This window comes from Burkholderia seminalis DSM 23518 (assembly GCF_902832885.1).
Taxonomy (GTDB): Bacteria; Pseudomonadota; Gammaproteobacteria; order Burkholderiales; family Burkholderiaceae; genus Burkholderia; species Burkholderia seminalis.
Map to the genome: position 1 here is coordinate 482554 of NZ_CADFDK010000003.1, position 17055 is coordinate 499608.

15 protein-coding genes and 1 pseudogene are annotated in these 17055 nt (G+C 61.3%); 8 read left to right on the forward strand and 8 right to left on the reverse strand.

From position 1 onward, the window contains the following. The first annotated feature begins 52 nt into the window (after positions 1-52). The gene (locus HWX00_RS12760) at positions 53-946 is read left to right on the forward strand and encodes a LysR family transcriptional regulator (RefSeq protein WP_175027726.1); all 894 of its coding nucleotides are present in this window, start codon (positions 53-55) and stop codon (positions 944-946) included. Positions 947-987: 41 nt separating this feature from the next. On the opposite strand, the gene HWX00_RS12765 is transcribed toward HWX00_RS12760, so the two are convergent. From HWX00_RS12765 to HWX00_RS12775, 3 genes are read right to left on the reverse strand one after another with little or no spacing between them, the layout of a single operon-like run. Then, complete coding sequence (locus HWX00_RS12765) at positions 988-1449, reverse strand: chromate resistance protein ChrB domain-containing protein (RefSeq protein WP_034191783.1); 462 nt, start codon at positions 1447-1449, stop codon at positions 988-990. A gap of 14 nt (positions 1450-1463) precedes the next feature. Then, entirely contained in the window at positions 1464-2636 is a 1173-nt protein-coding gene (locus tag HWX00_RS12770) for a chromate transporter (RefSeq protein WP_175027725.1), read from the reverse strand. Positions 2637-2652: 16 nt separating this feature from the next. After that, a complete protein-coding gene (locus HWX00_RS12775) occupies positions 2653-3615 on the reverse strand; it encodes a chromate resistance protein ChrB domain-containing protein (RefSeq protein WP_175027724.1) in 963 nt (320 codons plus the stop codon). A gap of 334 nt (positions 3616-3949) precedes the next feature. Here HWX00_RS12775 and pstS point away from each other — a divergent pair, with 334 nt between their 5' ends. Together pstS and HWX00_RS12785 are read left to right on the forward strand one after the other, a co-directional pair. Further along, positions 3950-4975 carry a phosphate ABC transporter substrate-binding protein PstS gene (gene pstS, locus HWX00_RS12780; RefSeq protein ID WP_175027723.1) on the forward strand — a complete coding sequence of 342 codons (1026 nt, stop codon included), beginning with the start codon at positions 3950-3952 and terminating at the stop codon, positions 4973-4975. An 87-nt stretch (positions 4976-5062) separates the two neighbouring features. Then, positions 5063-5632: a YdeI/OmpD-associated family protein gene (locus HWX00_RS12785; RefSeq protein WP_175027722.1), complete on the forward strand. Its 570-nt coding sequence runs from the start codon at positions 5063-5065 to the stop codon at positions 5630-5632. A 172-nt stretch (positions 5633-5804) separates the two neighbouring features. Here the strand turns inward: HWX00_RS12785 and HWX00_RS12790 are convergent, their stop codons facing one another. The 5 genes and pseudogenes from HWX00_RS12790 to HWX00_RS12810 form a co-directional block, all read right to left on the reverse strand. After that, the gene (locus tag HWX00_RS12790) at positions 5805-6926 is read right to left on the reverse strand and encodes a sensor histidine kinase (RefSeq protein ID WP_175027721.1); all 1122 of its coding nucleotides are present in this window, start codon (positions 6924-6926) and stop codon (positions 5805-5807) included. A gap of 165 nt (positions 6927-7091) precedes the next feature. Continuing rightward, on the reverse strand, positions 7092-8039 hold the full coding sequence (locus HWX00_RS12795) for a ketopantoate reductase family protein (protein ID WP_175027720.1): 948 nt from the start codon (positions 8037-8039) through the stop codon (positions 7092-7094). Between the two features lie 10 nt (positions 8040-8049). Continuing rightward, positions 8050-8319, reverse strand: a pseudogene (locus HWX00_RS12800) (aldehyde dehydrogenase family protein); the annotation flags it as partial. Positions 8320-8725: 406 nt separating this feature from the next. Beyond that, complete coding sequence (locus tag HWX00_RS12805) at positions 8726-9331, reverse strand: sensor histidine kinase (protein ID WP_175027718.1); 606 nt, start codon at positions 9329-9331, stop codon at positions 8726-8728. A 118-nt stretch (positions 9332-9449) separates the two neighbouring features. Beyond that, complete coding sequence (locus HWX00_RS12810; protein ID WP_175027717.1) at positions 9450-10340, reverse strand: LysR family transcriptional regulator; 891 nt, start codon at positions 10338-10340, stop codon at positions 9450-9452. Between the two features lie 187 nt (positions 10341-10527). On the opposite strand from HWX00_RS12810, the gene acnA reads away from it, so the two are divergent. The 5 genes from acnA (at position 10528) to HWX00_RS12835 (ending at position 17009) form a co-directional block, all read left to right on the forward strand. After that, positions 10528-13179 (forward strand): aconitate hydratase AcnA, encoded by a 2652-nt coding sequence (acnA, locus tag HWX00_RS12815; RefSeq protein ID WP_175027716.1) that lies wholly within the window; start codon positions 10528-10530, stop codon positions 13177-13179. Positions 13180-13323: 144 nt separating this feature from the next. Beyond that, a complete protein-coding gene (locus HWX00_RS12820; protein WP_175027741.1) occupies positions 13324-14619 on the forward strand; it encodes an MFS transporter in 1296 nt (431 codons plus the stop codon). A gap of 98 nt (positions 14620-14717) precedes the next feature. Further along, positions 14718-15179: a hypothetical protein gene (locus HWX00_RS12825; protein WP_175027715.1), complete on the forward strand. Its 462-nt coding sequence runs from the start codon at positions 14718-14720 to the stop codon at positions 15177-15179. Positions 15180-15318: 139 nt separating this feature from the next. Then, positions 15319-15534, forward strand: a complete 216-nt coding sequence (locus HWX00_RS12830) for a hypothetical protein (protein WP_175027714.1) — start codon at positions 15319-15321, stop codon at positions 15532-15534. Positions 15535-16088: 554 nt separating this feature from the next. Next, positions 16089-17009, forward strand: a complete 921-nt coding sequence (locus tag HWX00_RS12835; RefSeq protein ID WP_175027713.1) for a LysR family transcriptional regulator — start codon at positions 16089-16091, stop codon at positions 17007-17009. The last annotated feature ends 46 nt before the right edge of the window (positions 17010-17055 follow it).

The window sequence follows — 17055 nt, forward strand, 5'->3', positions numbered from 1 at the left end:
GAGCCCATAAATATGCTCTAATTTCCGACACTACTAACCTATAGTTCGCAATATGGACAGACTGCGTGCGATGGAAACCTTCGTTGCCGTCGTGGAGGGCGGCAACTTCACCGAGGCAGCACGGCGGCTGGCAATCTCGGCGGTCATGGTCGGCAAATATGTGCGCGAACTGGAGGAGCGCCTCGGCGCACGCCTGCTGGAGCGGACGACCCGACGCCAGAACCTGACCGATGCCGGCCGCGCGTTTTACGAAGACGCCAAGCGCGCGCTCGAACACATGCGGATCGCCGAAACGTCGGTCGAACGGCTGCGCGCGTCACCGTCCGGCACGTTGCGCCTCAGCGCGCCGATCACCTTCGGCGCCTGTGTGATCGCGCCGCTGGCCGCGACGTTCCGGCGGCGGTATCCGCTCGTGCGTGTCGAACTGGAATTGAGCAATCGCAACGTCGACCTGATCGACGAGGGTTTTGATCTGGCGATCCGCATTGGCGACCTGGGCGATGCCGACCTGGTTGCCAAGCCGTTGACGCTGTATCGCATGGTGATCTGTGCGTCGCCGGACTATCTCGCCCGGTACGGGCGGCCGGAGACGCCGCAGGACCTGGCCGCGCATCACTGCCTGTCTCACACGGTATGGAACAGCCGTCACGGCTGGAAGCTCGGGGACCAGGACAGCCCGCACTTGTCCACGGAACCGGTATTCACGTGCAATGACGGCAACGGCCTGCGGATGGCCGCGATCGCAGGCGCGGGATTGTTGCTGCAACCGGAAGTCCTCGTGCGCCACGATCTGGCCAGCGGCGCGTTGGTACAGGTGCTGCAGGACCATTCACCGAGGCCGCATCCCGTTCATGTCGTGTATCGACACGACCGGCGGCCGCTGCCGAAGCTCACCCGCTTCGTTGCCCATTTGCTCGAGCAGGTGACGGAGCGCGAAGCGTCGTAGCATGCGTTTCCCGCCAGAAGGCATGCACGACAGCGGGTGCGTCACTCCGCCATCTTCGGCGGCCACGCATGGCTTTCGGCCTGACAATGCCTGCACCACGCATACAGTGCGTCGTACATGACCAGGCCATGCTCGAGCATGTCGTGATCGTCGGAAAACAGCGCCGACAGCCCGAGTGAAATCGCGTAGAGCCCGCTGGACTGCGGCGTCAGGTCGAGCCGCGACGTATCCGCGCCCCGCACGATGCGGGCCATCTGCTGCAGCGCCCGGTCGCCGGTCAGGCCGTACTTGTCGAGAAACGCGTCAAAGCTGCAGTACTCGCCGACATGCGTCAATTCCACGCCTGGAATGTCGTACGGGATCGCGCCGGTCTCGCCGGCGATCCGCAACACGTCGCCCGGCGGTACGTAGAGGAACACCGGGCGCTCGTCGATGAAACGAACGATGAGCCAGGGACAGGCGACCCTGTCGATCTTGGGACGTTCTCGCGTAATCCACTGCATGACAGTCTCCCCGATCAGCGATGCAACAGCGGATACACCATCAAGCCAATCACGGCGGCCCCCGCCACGACCGCCGGCTCCGGCAGCTTCTTGAATCGGACCAGCAGCACGATCGTCGCCAGCGCCATCAATGCGGTGGGCACGTCGACGATCGAACGTCTGGCCAGCACGATCACCGAACCTGTGATCGCGCCCACGGCGGCTGCCGTCACACCGTCGACGAAGGCCAGAATGGCCGGCAGCTTGCCGTACTTCTTGAAGTACGGGGCCGGCAACACCGTGAACAGATAACACGGCAGGAACGTGCCGGCTGCCGCCACGCATGCGCCTGGCAGGCCCGCCACCAGATAACCGATGAAGCCCACCGTGATGACGACCGGCCCCGGCGTGATCATCGCGACCGCAACCGCGTCGACGAACTGTTTCTCGTCGAGCCAATGGTGCTCCGTGACCACACCGCCATAGAGGAATGGCACGATGGCGAGGCCCGAGCCGAACACGAAGGCGCCGGCCTTGGCGAAGAAGGCGGCAAGTTGCGCAAGCTGCGGCCAGTCGGCGATACCCAGCCAGGCGCCGGTAGCCGATACCGGCAGCGCGACCATCGCATCGACGCGCCGCTGGCGCAACCAGCCGGGCGGCGAGCGCGTGAACCAGACGAGCAGGCCTGCCGCGAGAAACAGCCACGCCACTTCCGATTCGGTGATCACCGTCACGGCGACCAGCGTCAGATAGATCGCCCAAAGCAGCTTGTCGCGACCGATGCTCTTCGCGGTCAGTTTGCGTGCGCTGATCGCGATGATGCCGATCACCGCCGCGCCCACCCCGTAAAACACCGACTGCATCCACGTCAGACCGCCGAATCGGGTATACGCATAACCGAGCAGCACAACCATCAGAAACGACGGCAGCACGAACGCGATCCCGACCATCGTCGCGCCGACGATGCGGTAGTGCACATAACCGAGATATATCGCCAGCTGCGCTGCGAGCGGACCAGGCGCGAGCTGCGCGAGCGCGAGGCCTTCCTTGTAGTCCGCGTCGGCGATCCATTTGCGGGTGTCCACGAGGTCCCGGTGCATGTAGCCGGCGAGCGCAACCGGGCCGCCGAAGCCCGTCGCGCCAAGCCACGCGAAATAGATGATCAGCTGCCACAGCGTATAGGCGGGGCGATCGCGATGAATGTTCATGGGGCGAGCAGCAAGATCAAGGTTTCCGGGGGCCGCGGAAATGGGCGTACAGCGAATCGAGCACGGCACCCATCTCCGCCAGCAACGCGTCGTCGCCGACAAGGCGCTTGCGGGCGCCGGCCAGAATGGCCTCGAAGCCGCCGGCTTCCGGCACGCTCGCCCCGCCCACGTCCAGCGCATGCACCATCGCCCCCAGCCGGACGAGCCCTTCGTTGTCGTCCAGTCCGAAACTGGCGACCAGGACCTCGAATGAAACGCGATCGCCCACATGCGTGAACGGAGCGCCGTCGAAATCGAAGCCAAGGACATCGGCCGGGCATTCGGCGATGTTTTCCAGCCACACGAAGCGCGCATGCGGATCGATGAAGCGCTGAATCAGCCATGCGCTGGCGACGCGGTCCACCCACAGGTGACGCCGCGTCGCCCACACTTTCCCTTGATACCGGCCACGATCGCGCCGCGGAATGCCACCCTGGGCAGCACGCGGCTCGTCGGGGGATTTCACCGCTTCGATCGCAGCGGTGAAATCCCGCCATTGCGCACTGGCGCGCAACGAGGTTTCGCCGGGAAAGAAATCGATGCTGCGAATGGCCTCATACGTGCGCGCGTGGCGACGGTGCAGACGATTGAGATCGGCTGCGGCGAGCTCGGGCAATGTCTTGCGGTCCTCCGACAGCTCGGCGAGCCAGTCCGCGTAGTCGCCGCTGCGATCGAACAGCGCCTGGTACGCGTCCTCGTCGGACGCATCTTCCGGGCGGACCTGCAACAGCCAGGCTTGCCCCTCGCCCTTGCGCGCCTCGTCGGCCAGCTCGCGCAACTGCGCGGCCTGTTCGGCATGCGCCGGCAACAGGTAGGCACCGTCGCGCAGTGCGCCGCAGCCGAGGGCCTTGACGGTCCGCCAGATGCGCATCCGCGCAGTCGCGCCAGAGGTCGGCAGACTGACGATCAACAGGAGCCAGGGGGCAGGAATCGCATTCATGAGGGCAGCATAGTTTCCCGTCACGAAGACTGCAATCTTGTAGAGATCGCTACAACATTTCAGGCGCGTACCAGCCTCGTTCCTTCCGAATCAGTAGCTGCCGCCCCCAAACGGCCCCCGGGATGCCGATCGGTGCCCGCGCCTCGTCTCGACCCTCATCGGCATCATTCGGGCAGACAGCGGGGGCGTGACGACCATCGCTCTGCTGACGGCACGGGCCGGCAATGCGTCGCGGCCGGACTGGCGGCGGATGCCGTTGCGGAGAAGTTCGACGTGACCGAAACTGCACCCGAGCCGTTGCTCATTGCCATCGAAATCAGACAGGAGACGTTGCATGAACATCCGGATGTGGGCCCCCTGCGCCCTGGCCTTCGTTGCCATCACCGCTCACGCCGCCGACATCACGGGAGCCGGCAGCACATTTGCAGTCCCGGTTTACACGAAGTGGGCGGATGCCTATCGGAAGGCGGGCGGCGGCAAGGTCAACTACCAGGGCATCGGCTCGTCGGGCGGCCTGAAGCAGATCATCGCGAAGACGATCGATTTTGCCGGTTCGGACGCTCCGCTGAAGGATGAAGCGCTCGCGAAGGAAGGCCTGTTCCAGTTCCCGACGGTGGTCGGCGGCGTGGTGCCGGTCGTCAACGTGCCGGGCGTGAAGGCCGGCGAACTGACGCTGTCGGGCCCGGTGCTCGGCGACATCTACCTGGGCAAGATCAGGAAGTGGAACGACCCGGCGATCGCCGCGCTGAACCCGAAGGTCAAGCTGCCGGATACGGACATCGCCGTGGTTCGCCGCGCTGACGGTTCGGGCACCAGCTTCATCTGGACGAACTACCTGTCGAAGGTCAACGACGAGTGGAAGTCGAAGATCGGCGAAGGCACGGCGGTCAACTGGCCGACGGGCACGGGCGGCAAGGGCAACGACGGCGTCGCGGCCTTCGTGCAGCGCCTGCCGGGCGCGATCGGCTACGTCGAATGGGCGTATGCGAAGAAGAACAACATGGTCTACACGGCCCTGAAGAACTCGACGGGCACGGTGGTCGAGCCGAAAGCGGAAACGTTCAAGGCGGCCGCGGCCGGCGCGAACTGGTCGAAGTCGTTCTACCAGATCCTGACCAACCAGCCGGGCAAGGACGCATGGCCGGTCGTCGGCGCCACGTTCGTGCTGCTTTACGCGAAGCAGGAGAAGCCGGCACAGGGCGCGGAAACGCTGAAGTTCTTCGATTGGGCATTCCGCTCGGGCAGCCAGACTGCCACGGACCTCGACTACATCACGCTGCCTGATTCGGTCGTATCTGAAATCCGCACGCAGTGGAAGACAAAAATCAAGGATGCCTCCGGTAAGGCGCTCACGTATTGAGCGCACCCCGGACGGTGATGTCCGCGTCGACACTGCTGGACCGCGGACGCCTGCCCTGTACCGTACCCAACCATTCAGGATAACGACATGACCGAATGCGCGCTGACCTTTGCCAGTCAGGCCGAGTGGGAAAGCTGGCTGGAGCAGAACGGCGGCACCGCGACCGGCGCATGGCTGCGTCTGGCGAAACAAGGCGCGGGGCAGCGAACCGTCACCTACGGACAGGCGCTGGAAAGTGCGCTCTGCCATGGCTGGATCGACGGTCAAAAGCGGGCCGAGAGCGAGACATACTGGTTGCAACGCTTCACCCCGCGCACTGCCAAAAGCCTCTGGTCCAAACTCAACAAAGACAGGGCGGAAGCGTTGATCGCCGCGGGCAGAATGCGCGCGCGCGGCATGGTCGAAATCGAGAAGGCCCGGCAGGACGGCCGATGGAAGGCCGCGTATACGTCGGCCGGCAACTCGATCGTGCCGGACGACCTGCAGGCGGCCCTGGACGCCAATCCGCGAGCCGGAAAGTTCTTTGCAACGCTGAGCAGCCGCAACCGCTATGCCATTCTGTTCCGGATACAGAATGCCAAAAAGCCGGAAACAAGGGCGCGCAAGATCGGCGAATTCATCGACATGCTGAACCGGGGCGAAACCATTCATCCATAGATCTTGCGCTTCCGACGGAGGCTTTCCTGATGCGGGCATTTCATTCAATCTGCCCGGATGGTCTTGGCGGCCACGATGGAGTGCGGTGACGATCAGCGCCGCGCCCGCGATCCGGACCGCTGTATCGAGCGATCGTTCCTGGCCGCGGATTCAAGCGGTCGATCAACAGCAACTAGCTGCGGTATGGCAGATGTACAACGAACACCGTCTCGCTCGCGTCCGACCTTGCTTCAAGGGTCCCGTCATGCGCAGACGCAATTTCACGCGCGATGAACAGGCCCAGGCCCATGCCGTCATCGCCCGGCGCGTTGTGCGATTTGCCGGGACCGCGTTGGAGCGGATTGAAGATTTTCGCCAGCGTCGACGGGTCGAGGGCTGGCCCATGGTTGCTCACTTCGATGCATACGCCCCCGTTCGCCCGCGCAACCGAAACGCCGACCGGTGCATCCTGGGCGCCGTACTTCAGTGCATTGAGTACGAGATTCCCGACCAGCTGCTGGATTCGCTGGCCATCCCAGTACCCCGACAAATTCGATTCGACGCTCAAGTCGATCTGCCGCCTGGGGTATGCGGCGCGAAGCTCTTCGATCATATCCGTGACGATATCGCTCAGATCGGAATCATGTGGATCGATTTTGATCCCCAATCCCAACTGCGTCCGATTGAAGTCACACAAGTCGTCCAATAAGGACCTCATTCTGGCGCCACTCTTTGCGAGTCGCGCAGCAGCGTCCGTCACTGTCTCGCCGGCATTCAGCGACGCGAGATACGACGCCGTCAGCAGGATCGTCTGCAAAGGCGTGCGCATGTCATGCCCGAGCATGCCGAGCAGCAGGTTACGCGCCCATTCCACTTGCGCATTGAAATGGGTGACCGATTCCGTCACGGCCTGATCGATCGCTTCGTTGAAGCGCACCATGTCGCCTATGTGAGGGGCATCCGGGAGACCGTCGTCTATCCACATCCGCAACACGCTGGCGCGGAGCGCCCGGTACTCGGCGATCAATTGGTTGATGTCGAAGCCGCGCCCGGCGCGCGACTGAGCATGCGTTTGCGCGGGCGTATCGGCAGCATTGCCCTGCTCCTCAGCATGCCCTAACGACTTTTCCCGTTGTTGATCCCGCGTTTCCGGCGTCGAGATGTCTCTGACCAACGCCTCGAGAATTTTCCGGGCATCGTCGCGCAAGGCCATCGGCGACATGCCGTCGGCTGCGGGCATCAGGGTTCTGGCAAATGCCTCCCACTGAACCAGGATAGCTTCGATGTTATGTGTGATGAATTCAGACAAGCGCATGTCGTGTCCTCCGCGAAACGGGCGAACACCCGCGTTGCAGTCGACTGCGCAAGAGTTGAGCCTGAAGCATCGAGGGGATTCTTCTGGAGGATCGTACGTGCTGCTGGAAACTCGGAAGGTCGACGGACAATTCGACGACGCGCGTGGCGGCAACCGCCATGTGCTTCAATGTCGAGCCGTCGCTCCATCCGACTGGCGTGCACGAGCGTCGACGAGCCTGACGAGGCACGCTAGGCTGTTCGTATACGGCACTTCTACACCGACCTTGCGAGCAGCCTCGACTACGGCGCCATTGATTGCTTCAATCTCGGTACGCCGCCCGGCCAGCACGTCCTGCAGCATCGATGGCCGATGCGTACGATGATGGGCGAGCGCATCGCGCACGTTCGACACCACGTGCTCTTCGGTTGCCGAAATACCGAGCGCACGGGCGACGGCCATCACCTCCGCAACGATCTTCAGCGCCAATTCTTCGCCGTCAGGGGTATTCGTCAACTCGCCGACCATGCATTGCGTCACGGCGCACAGGCTGTTGAGGGCGGCGTTAAATGCAACCTTCTCCCAAATCGCGGCCCAGACGTCGGGATCGACATGGCACGAGAGGCCGGCGTCGTTCAAGGCCTGCACGGTCTGCTCGAGCGCGCTCGTATGCGCGCCGTTCGCGTTCATCAGTCGAATCGTGCCCTGGCCGTGCGAGCGGACGGCCCCAGGATCCGACTTGTCGGCTGGCCACGTGGTCACGCCGACCATGATCCGGTCGGACGATACGGATCGGGCGAGCCGTTCGGCGTTCCCCAGGCCGTTCTGCAAAGACAGGATGACGGTGTCAGAGCCGAGTACGGCGCTTGCGGCAGCGAGTGCGGCGGTCGTATGCATCGTCTTCGTGAAAACGATGACGAGGTCGACGGGTTTGCCGGCCTCCTCCGGCCTCAGCGCGACGAGATTGCGCACAACTTGCTCGCCGGAGTCGGTCGAAAGCCGCAGGCCGTGGGCTCGAATCGAGGCGAGATGAGCCTCGTCAATATCGAGCAGGCTGACCGAATGACCTGCCAGCGCGAGGCGGCCGCCAAAGAACGAACCCATCGCACCGGCGCCCAGAATGGCGATCTGCATGGCATGCTCCTCAGAACGGATAATGGCGGGGGGGCTGCAGGGCGATCCACCGCAAGTCGGCAAATTCCGCGATACCCGCGCGGCCGCCGAATCGCCCGAAGCCGCTGTCCTTGGCGCCGCCGAACGGCATTTGAGCTCCGTCGTATACCACCGGCCCATCGATACGGCAGATTCCGGATTCGATGCGCCGGGCAACGTTCATCGCGCGTGCGCTGTCCCGACCAAACCCGGCCGCCGCGAGACCGTAGCGGTTGTCGTTTGCGCAAGCGATCACCGCATCGCGGACTGTCATGCCCTGCGCATTGCCGGCTTGATGGCCTTGTGGCGGGACGCTGTGCTCCATTTAGGTCTCCTGTTGTTCAGTACGGTTCTGGTGAACGCATTATCTAAACATCCTGCAGAATCCGGAATTGCCGATTTCGCCAAAAGGCATTACCTTCAGGCATGACTTTCAATCGCCAGCAGCTTCACGCTTTCATCACGATCGCCTCAGTCTGCAGCCTCCGACGCGCGGCCGAAACCTTGCAGACGGACCTTGATGCGTGGGTCGACCCGTACAACGCTGAACGAGCGCCTCAGGGGTGCCGGTGTTACGGCAAGACACCGATGCGCACTTTCCTCGATTCACTCGCGCTTGCCAAGGAGAAACTCATTCCCCATTGATGCCTCGTTCTTTGTCGGTCCGACTACCTGTCAGATCGAGTCTCGGCTAATACAACTGACACAACTGACGATTGGTTGATGGCTGCCCCATGGTTGCTCATCTCGATGCATACGCCTCCGTTCGCCCGTGCAACCGAAACGCCGACCGGTGCATCCTGGGCGCCGTACTTCAGTGCATTGAGTACGAGATTCCCGACCAGTTGCTGGATTCGCTGACCATCCCAGCGTCCCGACAAATTCGATTCGACGTTCGAGTCGATCTGCCGCCTGGGGTACGCGGCACGAAGCTCTTCGACCATATCCGTGACGATGTCGCTCGGATCGGAATCGTGCGGATCGATTTTGATCCCCAATCCCAATTGCGTCCGATTGAAGTCACACAAGTCGTCCAGCAGCGATCGCATCCTGGTGCTACTCCTTGCGAGTCGCGCTGCGGCATTCGTCACCGTCTCGCCGGCATTCAGCGACGCGAGATACGACGCCGTCGGCAGGATCGTCTGCAAAGGCGTGCGCATGTCATGCCCGAGCATGCCGAGCAGCAGGTTACGCGCCCATTCCACTTGCGCGTTGAGATGGGTGACCGATTCCGTCACGGCCTGATCGATCGCTTCGGATACTGAATGTCGCATTCGTGCACTCAACGGCCGTGCGCAGAGATGGCGGAGACAGATAGACCCTCTGTCCTCTCAGCAGTGACGCTGGCGGCGTGCTGCGCTCTGGCGGCACGGCGGAATGACTTCCTCGCGGCTACCGAACCGTCTTCTTTCGCACCAGATCGACAAAGTTCTGGGCTGCGGCCGAAATCCCGTTCACTCGATGTACCAAGCCCAGACTTGCCGTCAGTTGCCCGCCTTGCAGCGCGAGATAACGGACGTCGTCCGCCCGGCTTTTGCGCATGCAGGAGGGCACGATTGAAATGCCCAGACCGCCCGCGACCAGATTGATCGTCGACGAAATCTGGGGGGCAAACTGCACGACCTTGGGACTGAAGCCGGCTGCCTCGCACGCCGACAGTACCTTCTCCGGGAGACCGGAGCGCGTGGTCCGCGCGTAAAGCACGAACAGTTCGTCGCGTAATTCGGCGAGCCGCACAGACTTGCGCTTGCCGAGCCGATGCCCCCTGGGAACCGCGACCACCATCGGTTCCGTCGACATCAGCAAAAACGCAATTGCGTCATCCTCGTCGACCGGTGGACGAACGAAGGCCAGATCGAGGCGTTCTTGCCTCAAGGCGTCCATCAACGGCCCCGTTCGATGTTCTTCCAGTGAAATTTCGACGTGCGGATAGAGGCTCCGGTATTCATGTAGCGCCCAGGTCACCTCTTCGCGATACGACGCCGACTCGGTAAAGCCGATAGCCAGACGCCCGACTTTCCCCTGTGCGCTCAGCTGGCATCGCAGCCCCGCTTTCTTGACCTGCTCGAGGATTGCGCGCGCCTCCTCCAGATAAACCTTCCCGGGGACCGTCAGACTCACACGCCCCGGTTGGCGGTCGAACAACTGCACCCCCAGATCACGCTCGAGTGCTTTGATCTGCGACGTCAATGGCGGCTGTGCAATACCGATGCGCTGCGCCGCGCGTCTGAAGTGCAGTTCCTCTGCGACCACGACGAAGTACCGCAAATGCCTGAGATCCATACATTAAACGTATCGGGACTGCGACTTCAATATATTAGACGCGCTATCCGCGATTGCATAGACTTTGTTCGTTCCTTGGCCCCTGCACCGCGTGCCCCTTCAATCGCAAATCGTACTGTCATGCCAACGCGACAATCTCGTCATGGCTGGTCAATGGTCAGGTTTGCTTGACGATTCTCATCCAGACATGAACTTTCAATCCAACGACGCCCTCAAACCGCTTCTCGCAGACGGTCTGCCTGCGAGCCAGTTCTATTCTCTGGCCGTGCTCGAAGAGCGAGGTTTCGGCAAGATCTCGCGATTGCCACATTCGATCCGCATCATCCTGGAAGCGCTTCTGCGCAATCTCGACGGCATCAGCGTGCAGGAGCACCATCTCCGCGAGCTGGCCGCGTGGCGACCGAACGCAACCCGGGAGACGGAGATACCGTTTGTCGTGGCACGCATCGTGGCGCCTGATTCGTCCGGTGTGCCGTTGCTCGCTGATCTCGCCGCGATGCGCGAAGCGGCAGCACAATTCGACGTCGATCCTGCCGATATCGAGCCGCAAATACCCGTCGATCTCGTTGTCGATCATTCAATTTCCGTCGAGCATGCGGGAAGCGCCGACGCGCTGCGCAAAAACATGAGGGTCGAGTATCAACGTAACACCGAACGCTACACGTTTCTCAAATGGGCTGCCAACGCATTCAAGTCGTTCCGGATTTTTCCGCCCGGCACCGGCATCATCCATCAGGTCAATCTGGAATGGCTCGCACGCGGCGTCCATCAAAAGGACGGGGTCACGTACTTCGATTCGCTCGTGGGTACCGACAGCCACACCCCGATGGTGAACGGAATCGGTGTGATCGGTTGGGGCGTTGGCGGCATCGAAGCTGAAGCGGCCATGCTTGGCCAGCCGGTCACGTTGGTGGTTCCCGACGTTATCGGCGTGGAACTCATCGGTACGCCGGGTCCCGGCATCATGGCGACCGATATCGTCCTGACCGTCGTCGAAGCGCTGCGCGCCAGAAAGGTCGTCGGGAAATTCGTCGAGTTCTTTGGAGAAGGTGCAACGGGTCTCTCGGCGCCCGATCGATCGACGATCGCGAACATGGCGCCGGAATATGGCGCGACCGTCGCTTTTTTCACCGTCGACGAAAAAACCCTCGACTTTCTCAAGTCCGTCGGCCGAAGCGACACCGAGCTTGCCGCATTGAAGCGTTATTTCGAAGCCCAACAGATGTTTGGTATTCCAAAGCGCGGTGATATCGACTACACCGATACGGTGACGATCGACTTGTCCGCGGTTGTGCCGAACGTCGCGGGACCTTCGCGTCCGCAAGACCGCATTCCGTTATCGACACTGAAAAGCAAGGTCCGCGAAATGCTGCCATCAACAGCCCGCGAAACCGGCAAGCTGAGTCACGGTGACATCGTGCTGGCAGCGATCACATCGTGCACCAACACGTCGAACTCGAATCTGATGCTTGCGGCTGGCGTTCTCGCGAAAAAGGCCGTTGCACATGGCCTGAAGACCGCGTCTCATGTGAAGACGTCTTTTACGCCCGGCTCGCGAGTGGTAAGCGCATATCTGAGGGCAGCCGGTCTGGAACAGTATCTCGACGCTCTCGGCTTTCAGGCCGTGGGCTATGGTTGCGCGACATGCATGGGGAATTCGGGTCCGCTGGCACCGGAAATACTCGAACAGATCGACGCTGACAATCTGAACGTTGCGGCTGTGCTGTCCGGCAACCGCAACTTTGAAGCGCGCATTCATCAGGCGATCAAAGCCAACTTTCTCATGAGCCCGCCGCTGGTCGTCGCCTTCGCCATTGCCGGCCGCAGTGATTTTGATCCTGAAAGCGAGCCACTGGGCCGAGGCGCGAATGGTGAATACGTGTATCTGCGTGATGTGTGGCCCACATCTGCCGAGCTCGCTGCCGTTTCGCCGTATGCCCAGAACCCTCGCAACGTGCCGGATATCTATCGGACTACTTCGGAAATGGAATTGTGGGACGCGCTGCCCGCGCCGGAAGGCGACGTGTTCACATGGACTGCCGGTTCGACGTATCTCAAACGCCCGCCGTTTTTCGACGGTGTGACGCCCGATCTGCCCCACTTGCCGGACATTCGGGGCGCGCGGGCGCTGGCGATCCTCGGCGATTCGGTGACGACCGATCACATCAACCCGGGGGGCGCTATTCCACCGGAATCCGAGTCGGGAAAATTCCTCCAGTTCCTCGGCGTCACGCCGCGTGACTTTAACAGCTACATTTCGCGCCGTGCCCACGATCAGGTGATGGTACGCAGCAGCTTCGCCAATGTCCGTCTGCGCAATATGATGGTTGACGGCGAGGAAGGAAGCGTAACGCGACATCAGCCGGATGGCCGGCGCATGAGCATTTTCGAGGCGGCGACGCGCTACAACTCGGACGGCGTGCCCATGATCGTGTTCGCTGGAGAAGAATATGGCAACGGATCCAGTCGTGACTGGGCAGCAAAAGGGCCGCGCCTGCTCGGCGTTCGCGCAGTGATCGCGCGCAGTTTCGAACGCATCCATCGCAACAATCTGGTCGGCATGGGCGTTCTTCCGCTTGAGTTTCCGGACGGCGTGAGCGCGCAAACACTGCATCTGTCCGGCGACGAGTGGTTCGACGTGTGTGCGGATATGAATACTTTACGCATGCGGCAAACCGTCGAAATGGTGATTCACCGAAGCAATGGCGAAACCGAAACCGTGTCGCTGCTGGCGCGCCTTGACTCGGCGATTGAAGAGACTTACTTCCGTCACGGCGGAATTCTCCCCTTCGTCCTGCGTGAACGACTGACGGGATTCAGTGCCGGGCAGGCTACCTGACCCTGCGACATCCGCATGCCACTGGCCGACACACGTCGGCTGTCGCAGATCGTCCTTTAGACCCAAAAACAGGCATGGATACATGCAGGAGACGCTATGACAATCGCAACAGACACCCGTACCGCATGCGACGTTGCGGAGGATATGCCTCGCATCGAATCATCCGGACGTCCGCGCATCCGCTCGATCGCCGGAGGCCTGGGCGGCAATCTGATCGAATGGTACGACTTCCTCACGTACAGTATTTTCTCGATCTACTTCGCGAAGTCGTTCTTTCCGAGCGATCAACCGACCGTCCAGCTCATGAACACAGCGGCAATTGCAGCCGTCGGTTATATCGCGCGCCCACTCGGCAGCTGGTTGATTGGTCTATGGGCCGACAAGCGCGGGCGCAAATCCGCGCTCACCTGGTCGGTCGCAACGATGTGCATCGGGTCATTGATGATCGCCGTCACCCCCGGCTACGAGTCGATCGGTGTGTGCGCGCCGATCGTGCTGATCGCAGCGAGACTGCTGCAAGGCTTGAGCATGGGTGGAGAATATGGCACCAGCGCGACCTATCTGAGCGAAATCGCGCCGCCACACCGTCGCGGTTTCTTCGTCGGTTTTTTGCAGGTGAGTGTCATTTCCGGCCAACTGGTGGCGCTCGGGTTGATGCTCCTGTTGCAGAAGACGCTGAGCGCGCATCAGATCGAGGCATGGGGCTGGCGGATTCCGTTTGCGATTGGCGGCGTGCTTGCCATGTTCGCGCTCTACATGCGTCGTAATGTGGTTGAGACGGCGGCATTTGAAGCAGCGCAGCGCGAGGAAGGACCGTCCATAACCGTTCAATTGCTGCAGCACTGGAGACAGATACTGCTCGCAATCGGCATGACCGTTGGCGGCACAGTAGGCTTTTATACCTACACGGTGTACATGCAGAAGTACCTCGTCAATACCGTCGGCCTCACGAAGGAAGTGTCGACGCTCGCCTTTACCTGCGCGTTGGTGTTTTACATGTTCCTGCAACCGCTATTTGGTTATGCATCGGATGTGTTTGGCAGACGTCCCGTACTGATCACGTTCGGACTGTCGACCACGCTGTTCTCCGTCCCGCTCTTCAAGGCGCTAAGTATGACGCACGATCCATGGGTTGCGTTCGGTCTGTCGTTCGCGGGCCTTTTCATGCTGGCTGGTTTCACGTCGGTGCATATGCTGGCGAAGGCCGAACTGTTTCCGGCGCGCATACGGGCCCTTGCGGTAGGATTGCCCTACGCTTTGACCACGGCGATCCTCGGCGGCACTACGGAGCTTGTCGCACTGAAATTCAAGGCGAGCGGGCACGAAGCGTATTTTTACTGGTACGTATCTTTGTGGGCCGCCGTCTCGTTGGCCGTCTATCTACGGATGCCCGAATCCAACAATCCTCACGCGCCAGATGACAGACAGTCCGCCGTCTGAGACGATAAATGCCCTCGGCGCCTGAAGGTCCGCACAATTCCCGCCTTTACAGGTACGGATACCAATACCTAGCCGGAAGGCGAACTTCGAGAGATCGCGTGCGTGCCCCACCTGCGCCTGACGTGACAACGGCCGGCCGTGCAATCTTCGCCAAGACCTACGCTCGTCGTTTTCGCCTACGCTCATCGCGCGACCGTCCGCGAATCCTGCTGGATCCCCGTTTTGACGACTCGAGTGAAATCGGAAACGCTCAGTGGAACTGTATCCGCCTTTGCGTTCGAGCGCGTCTTCCGCGCGACAACCAGGATCGCGCCCAAGTGTTCATAAAAACACGCGAGCTGTCGCGCATCGGACAACAATCTCTCCAGATCGAACGCCCTCTCAAGCACCGTCCGCGGGAGATGAAAGCGCTGAAATCCGCGCCGCAAGCGAACCTGAAAAACCACTCCATCGCTGTTATGCGGTACTCCTGCCCATACAAGCAGGCCGCAATCCATGACGCCTCCGGAAAATCCCTATCGTCAGATCAATATGCCAGCTATTCTCAATCCGCACATTAATATTTCAAAATTGTGGCGACTGACGCACTGACGCATTCGCAACACTCCCGATATTGCGTTGCAGCATGAACTTCCGTCGACTGAATTTTCGCCTTAGAAGCAGTAGCCCCTCAGTCGCCCCATGACGGGAGAGCACGCCATGACGACTTCTTCACCGGCACTGAGCCAGTCCCTGCCCGCCCTCCATGTGTTCGAACAAGATGGAGGTTGGCATTGGGGCATCACGGTTCCTCGTTCGGTGGGATGCGGATTCAAACTGATCGCATCCAGCAATCACATCCTTCCCAACCAAGACACTGCCCGACGTGATGGTGGTCAAGCGCTGGCCGCGATTGTCACAAGTCCGGGCACCTGAACTTGTCGTCTCCGGCACGGAAAGCCCGCTTGAGTTTTCACGTCTGGATGCAATACTCCAATCAACCTTCAAAGCGAAGCATGCATTGCCGGACGACGGCCAGCACATCCAACTAGACAAGTCCGACTTCCAGATCCGAACCAGCGAGTGAGCGGTGCTCGGATCAATGTGTTAGCTGCGGCTAGCAGACGCACCGACGACGAGCCGCCTCGCTAGGAAACAGCTGGCTTGTCTACCTGCAAGCAGCCACTGGCGACTGGCGGCTTCTGGCCGCACGGAGCCCGACGTAGGCGCCGCCATCCTGCTACCGCCCTTCGAATCCGCATGGATTGACTTCCGGCGTTGATAAACTTGTGACCGACGCTTCCGTCCCTGAACACCTCGTATCAGTGCCCCAAAGTCCAGCCGAGCTGACGTGCGTGATCCGAGGAATCAGTGGCAAAGCGTCGTGGCGGCTGCCAAAATGGCGGCCCCGCAGCCGCGAGGGAAGTCTCGACCAACGACACCCCAAGCCCTGCGTCGATCATCAGCGGCGTATCTCACAGGTAATCGCTTTGAAATTGTCGTTTGAAGTTATCGAAGTGCTCGATGCCATAGACCGGGCGGGAACGTTCGCGGAAGCGGCCGTGCTGCTTCATCGCGTACCGTCGGCATTGACTTATCTGGTGAAAAAGGCCGAGGCTGATCTTGGCGTCGCCCTGTTTGATCGCAACGGCCGGCGCGCGCAGATGACGGAGGCGGGGAGACTGCTCGTGGAGGACGGTCGTCATTTGCTGCGAGCCGGGCAGGATCTGGAGAGCAAGGTTCGAAGTGTCCATGCGGGTTGGGAGGCCGAGCTCAGGCTGTGCGTCGACGATATTCTCCCGTTGCCTTCGTTGTGGCCGCACGTGCGTGCGTTCTACGAACTGAAGATGACGACACGGCTGCGTTTATCGACCGAAGTGCTCGGTGGCGTGTGGGACGCGCTTGTGACGGGGCGTGCGGATATCGCGATCGGCGCCGCGGGAGAGCCGCCACACGCGCCCAACATTGCAGCAAGGCCGATCGGCCTGCTACGTCACGTTTTTGTCGTGGCGCCTTATCATCCGCTTGCCGCGAACGAAAAGCCACTCGACAGCAGCGCAATTTCAAGTCACCGCGGCGTCGTCATCAGCGATACATCGCGTGAACTCGAGCCGAGATCGGTGGCCATTCATGACGGACAACCGGTCATCGTCGTACCGAACCTGGCCGCCAAAATCGACCTCCTTTGCGAAGGCATTGCCGTCGGCATGCTGCCCGCGCCTGTCGCCGACGAGTTGATACGGCAGGGCAAGCTCGTCGAGCGCCAGGTAACAGGCGTGCGAGCGCACACAAACTGCTACCTCGGCTGGCGGGAGGATAAGACGGGGCGTGCGGCGAGATGGTGGATTGAACGACTGGATCAGATCGATCTGATAACCGGGCTTTTCAGTGCGCGCGGCATCGCTACCTGAAGCAAATGCCCGTCTCACACCTCGGCGTCGACTCGCTGGATGGGGA

Excerpts from the sequence above, each read along its gene's own strand:
- HWX00_RS12770 (WP_175027725.1), bottom strand. The coding sequence starts at position 2,636 with ATGAACATTCATCGCGATCGCCCCGCCTATACGCTGTGGCAGCTGATC.
- HWX00_RS12775 (WP_175027724.1), bottom strand. The coding sequence starts at position 3,615 with ATGAATGCGATTCCTGCCCCCTGGCTCCTGTTGATCGTCAGTCTGCCG.
- HWX00_RS12790 (WP_175027721.1), bottom strand. The coding sequence starts at position 6,926 with ATGCGCTTGTCTGAATTCATCACACATAACATCGAAGCTATCCTGGTT.
- HWX00_RS12830 (WP_175027714.1), top strand. The coding sequence starts at position 15,319 with ATGACGACTTCTTCACCGGCACTGAGCCAGTCCCTGCCCGCCCTCCAT.
- HWX00_RS12805 (WP_175027718.1), bottom strand. The coding sequence starts at position 9,331 with ATGCGACATTCAGTATCCGAAGCGATCGATCAGGCCGTGACGGAATCG.
- HWX00_RS12795 (WP_175027720.1), bottom strand. The coding sequence starts at position 8,039 with ATGCAGATCGCCATTCTGGGCGCCGGTGCGATGGGTTCGTTCTTTGGC.
- pstS (WP_175027723.1), top strand. The coding sequence starts at position 3,950 with ATGAACATCCGGATGTGGGCCCCCTGCGCCCTGGCCTTCGTTGCCATC.
- HWX00_RS12785 (WP_175027722.1), top strand. The coding sequence starts at position 5,063 with ATGACCGAATGCGCGCTGACCTTTGCCAGTCAGGCCGAGTGGGAAAGC.
- HWX00_RS12765 (WP_034191783.1), bottom strand. The coding sequence starts at position 1,449 with ATGCAGTGGATTACGCGAGAACGTCCCAAGATCGACAGGGTCGCCTGT.
- HWX00_RS12810 (WP_175027717.1), bottom strand. The coding sequence starts at position 10,340 with ATGGATCTCAGGCATTTGCGGTACTTCGTCGTGGTCGCAGAGGAACTG.
- HWX00_RS12820 (WP_175027741.1), top strand. The coding sequence starts at position 13,324 with ATGCCTCGCATCGAATCATCCGGACGTCCGCGCATCCGCTCGATCGCC.
- HWX00_RS12760 (WP_175027726.1), top strand. The coding sequence starts at position 53 with ATGGACAGACTGCGTGCGATGGAAACCTTCGTTGCCGTCGTGGAGGGC.
- acnA (WP_175027716.1), top strand. The coding sequence starts at position 10,528 with ATGAACTTTCAATCCAACGACGCCCTCAAACCGCTTCTCGCAGACGGT.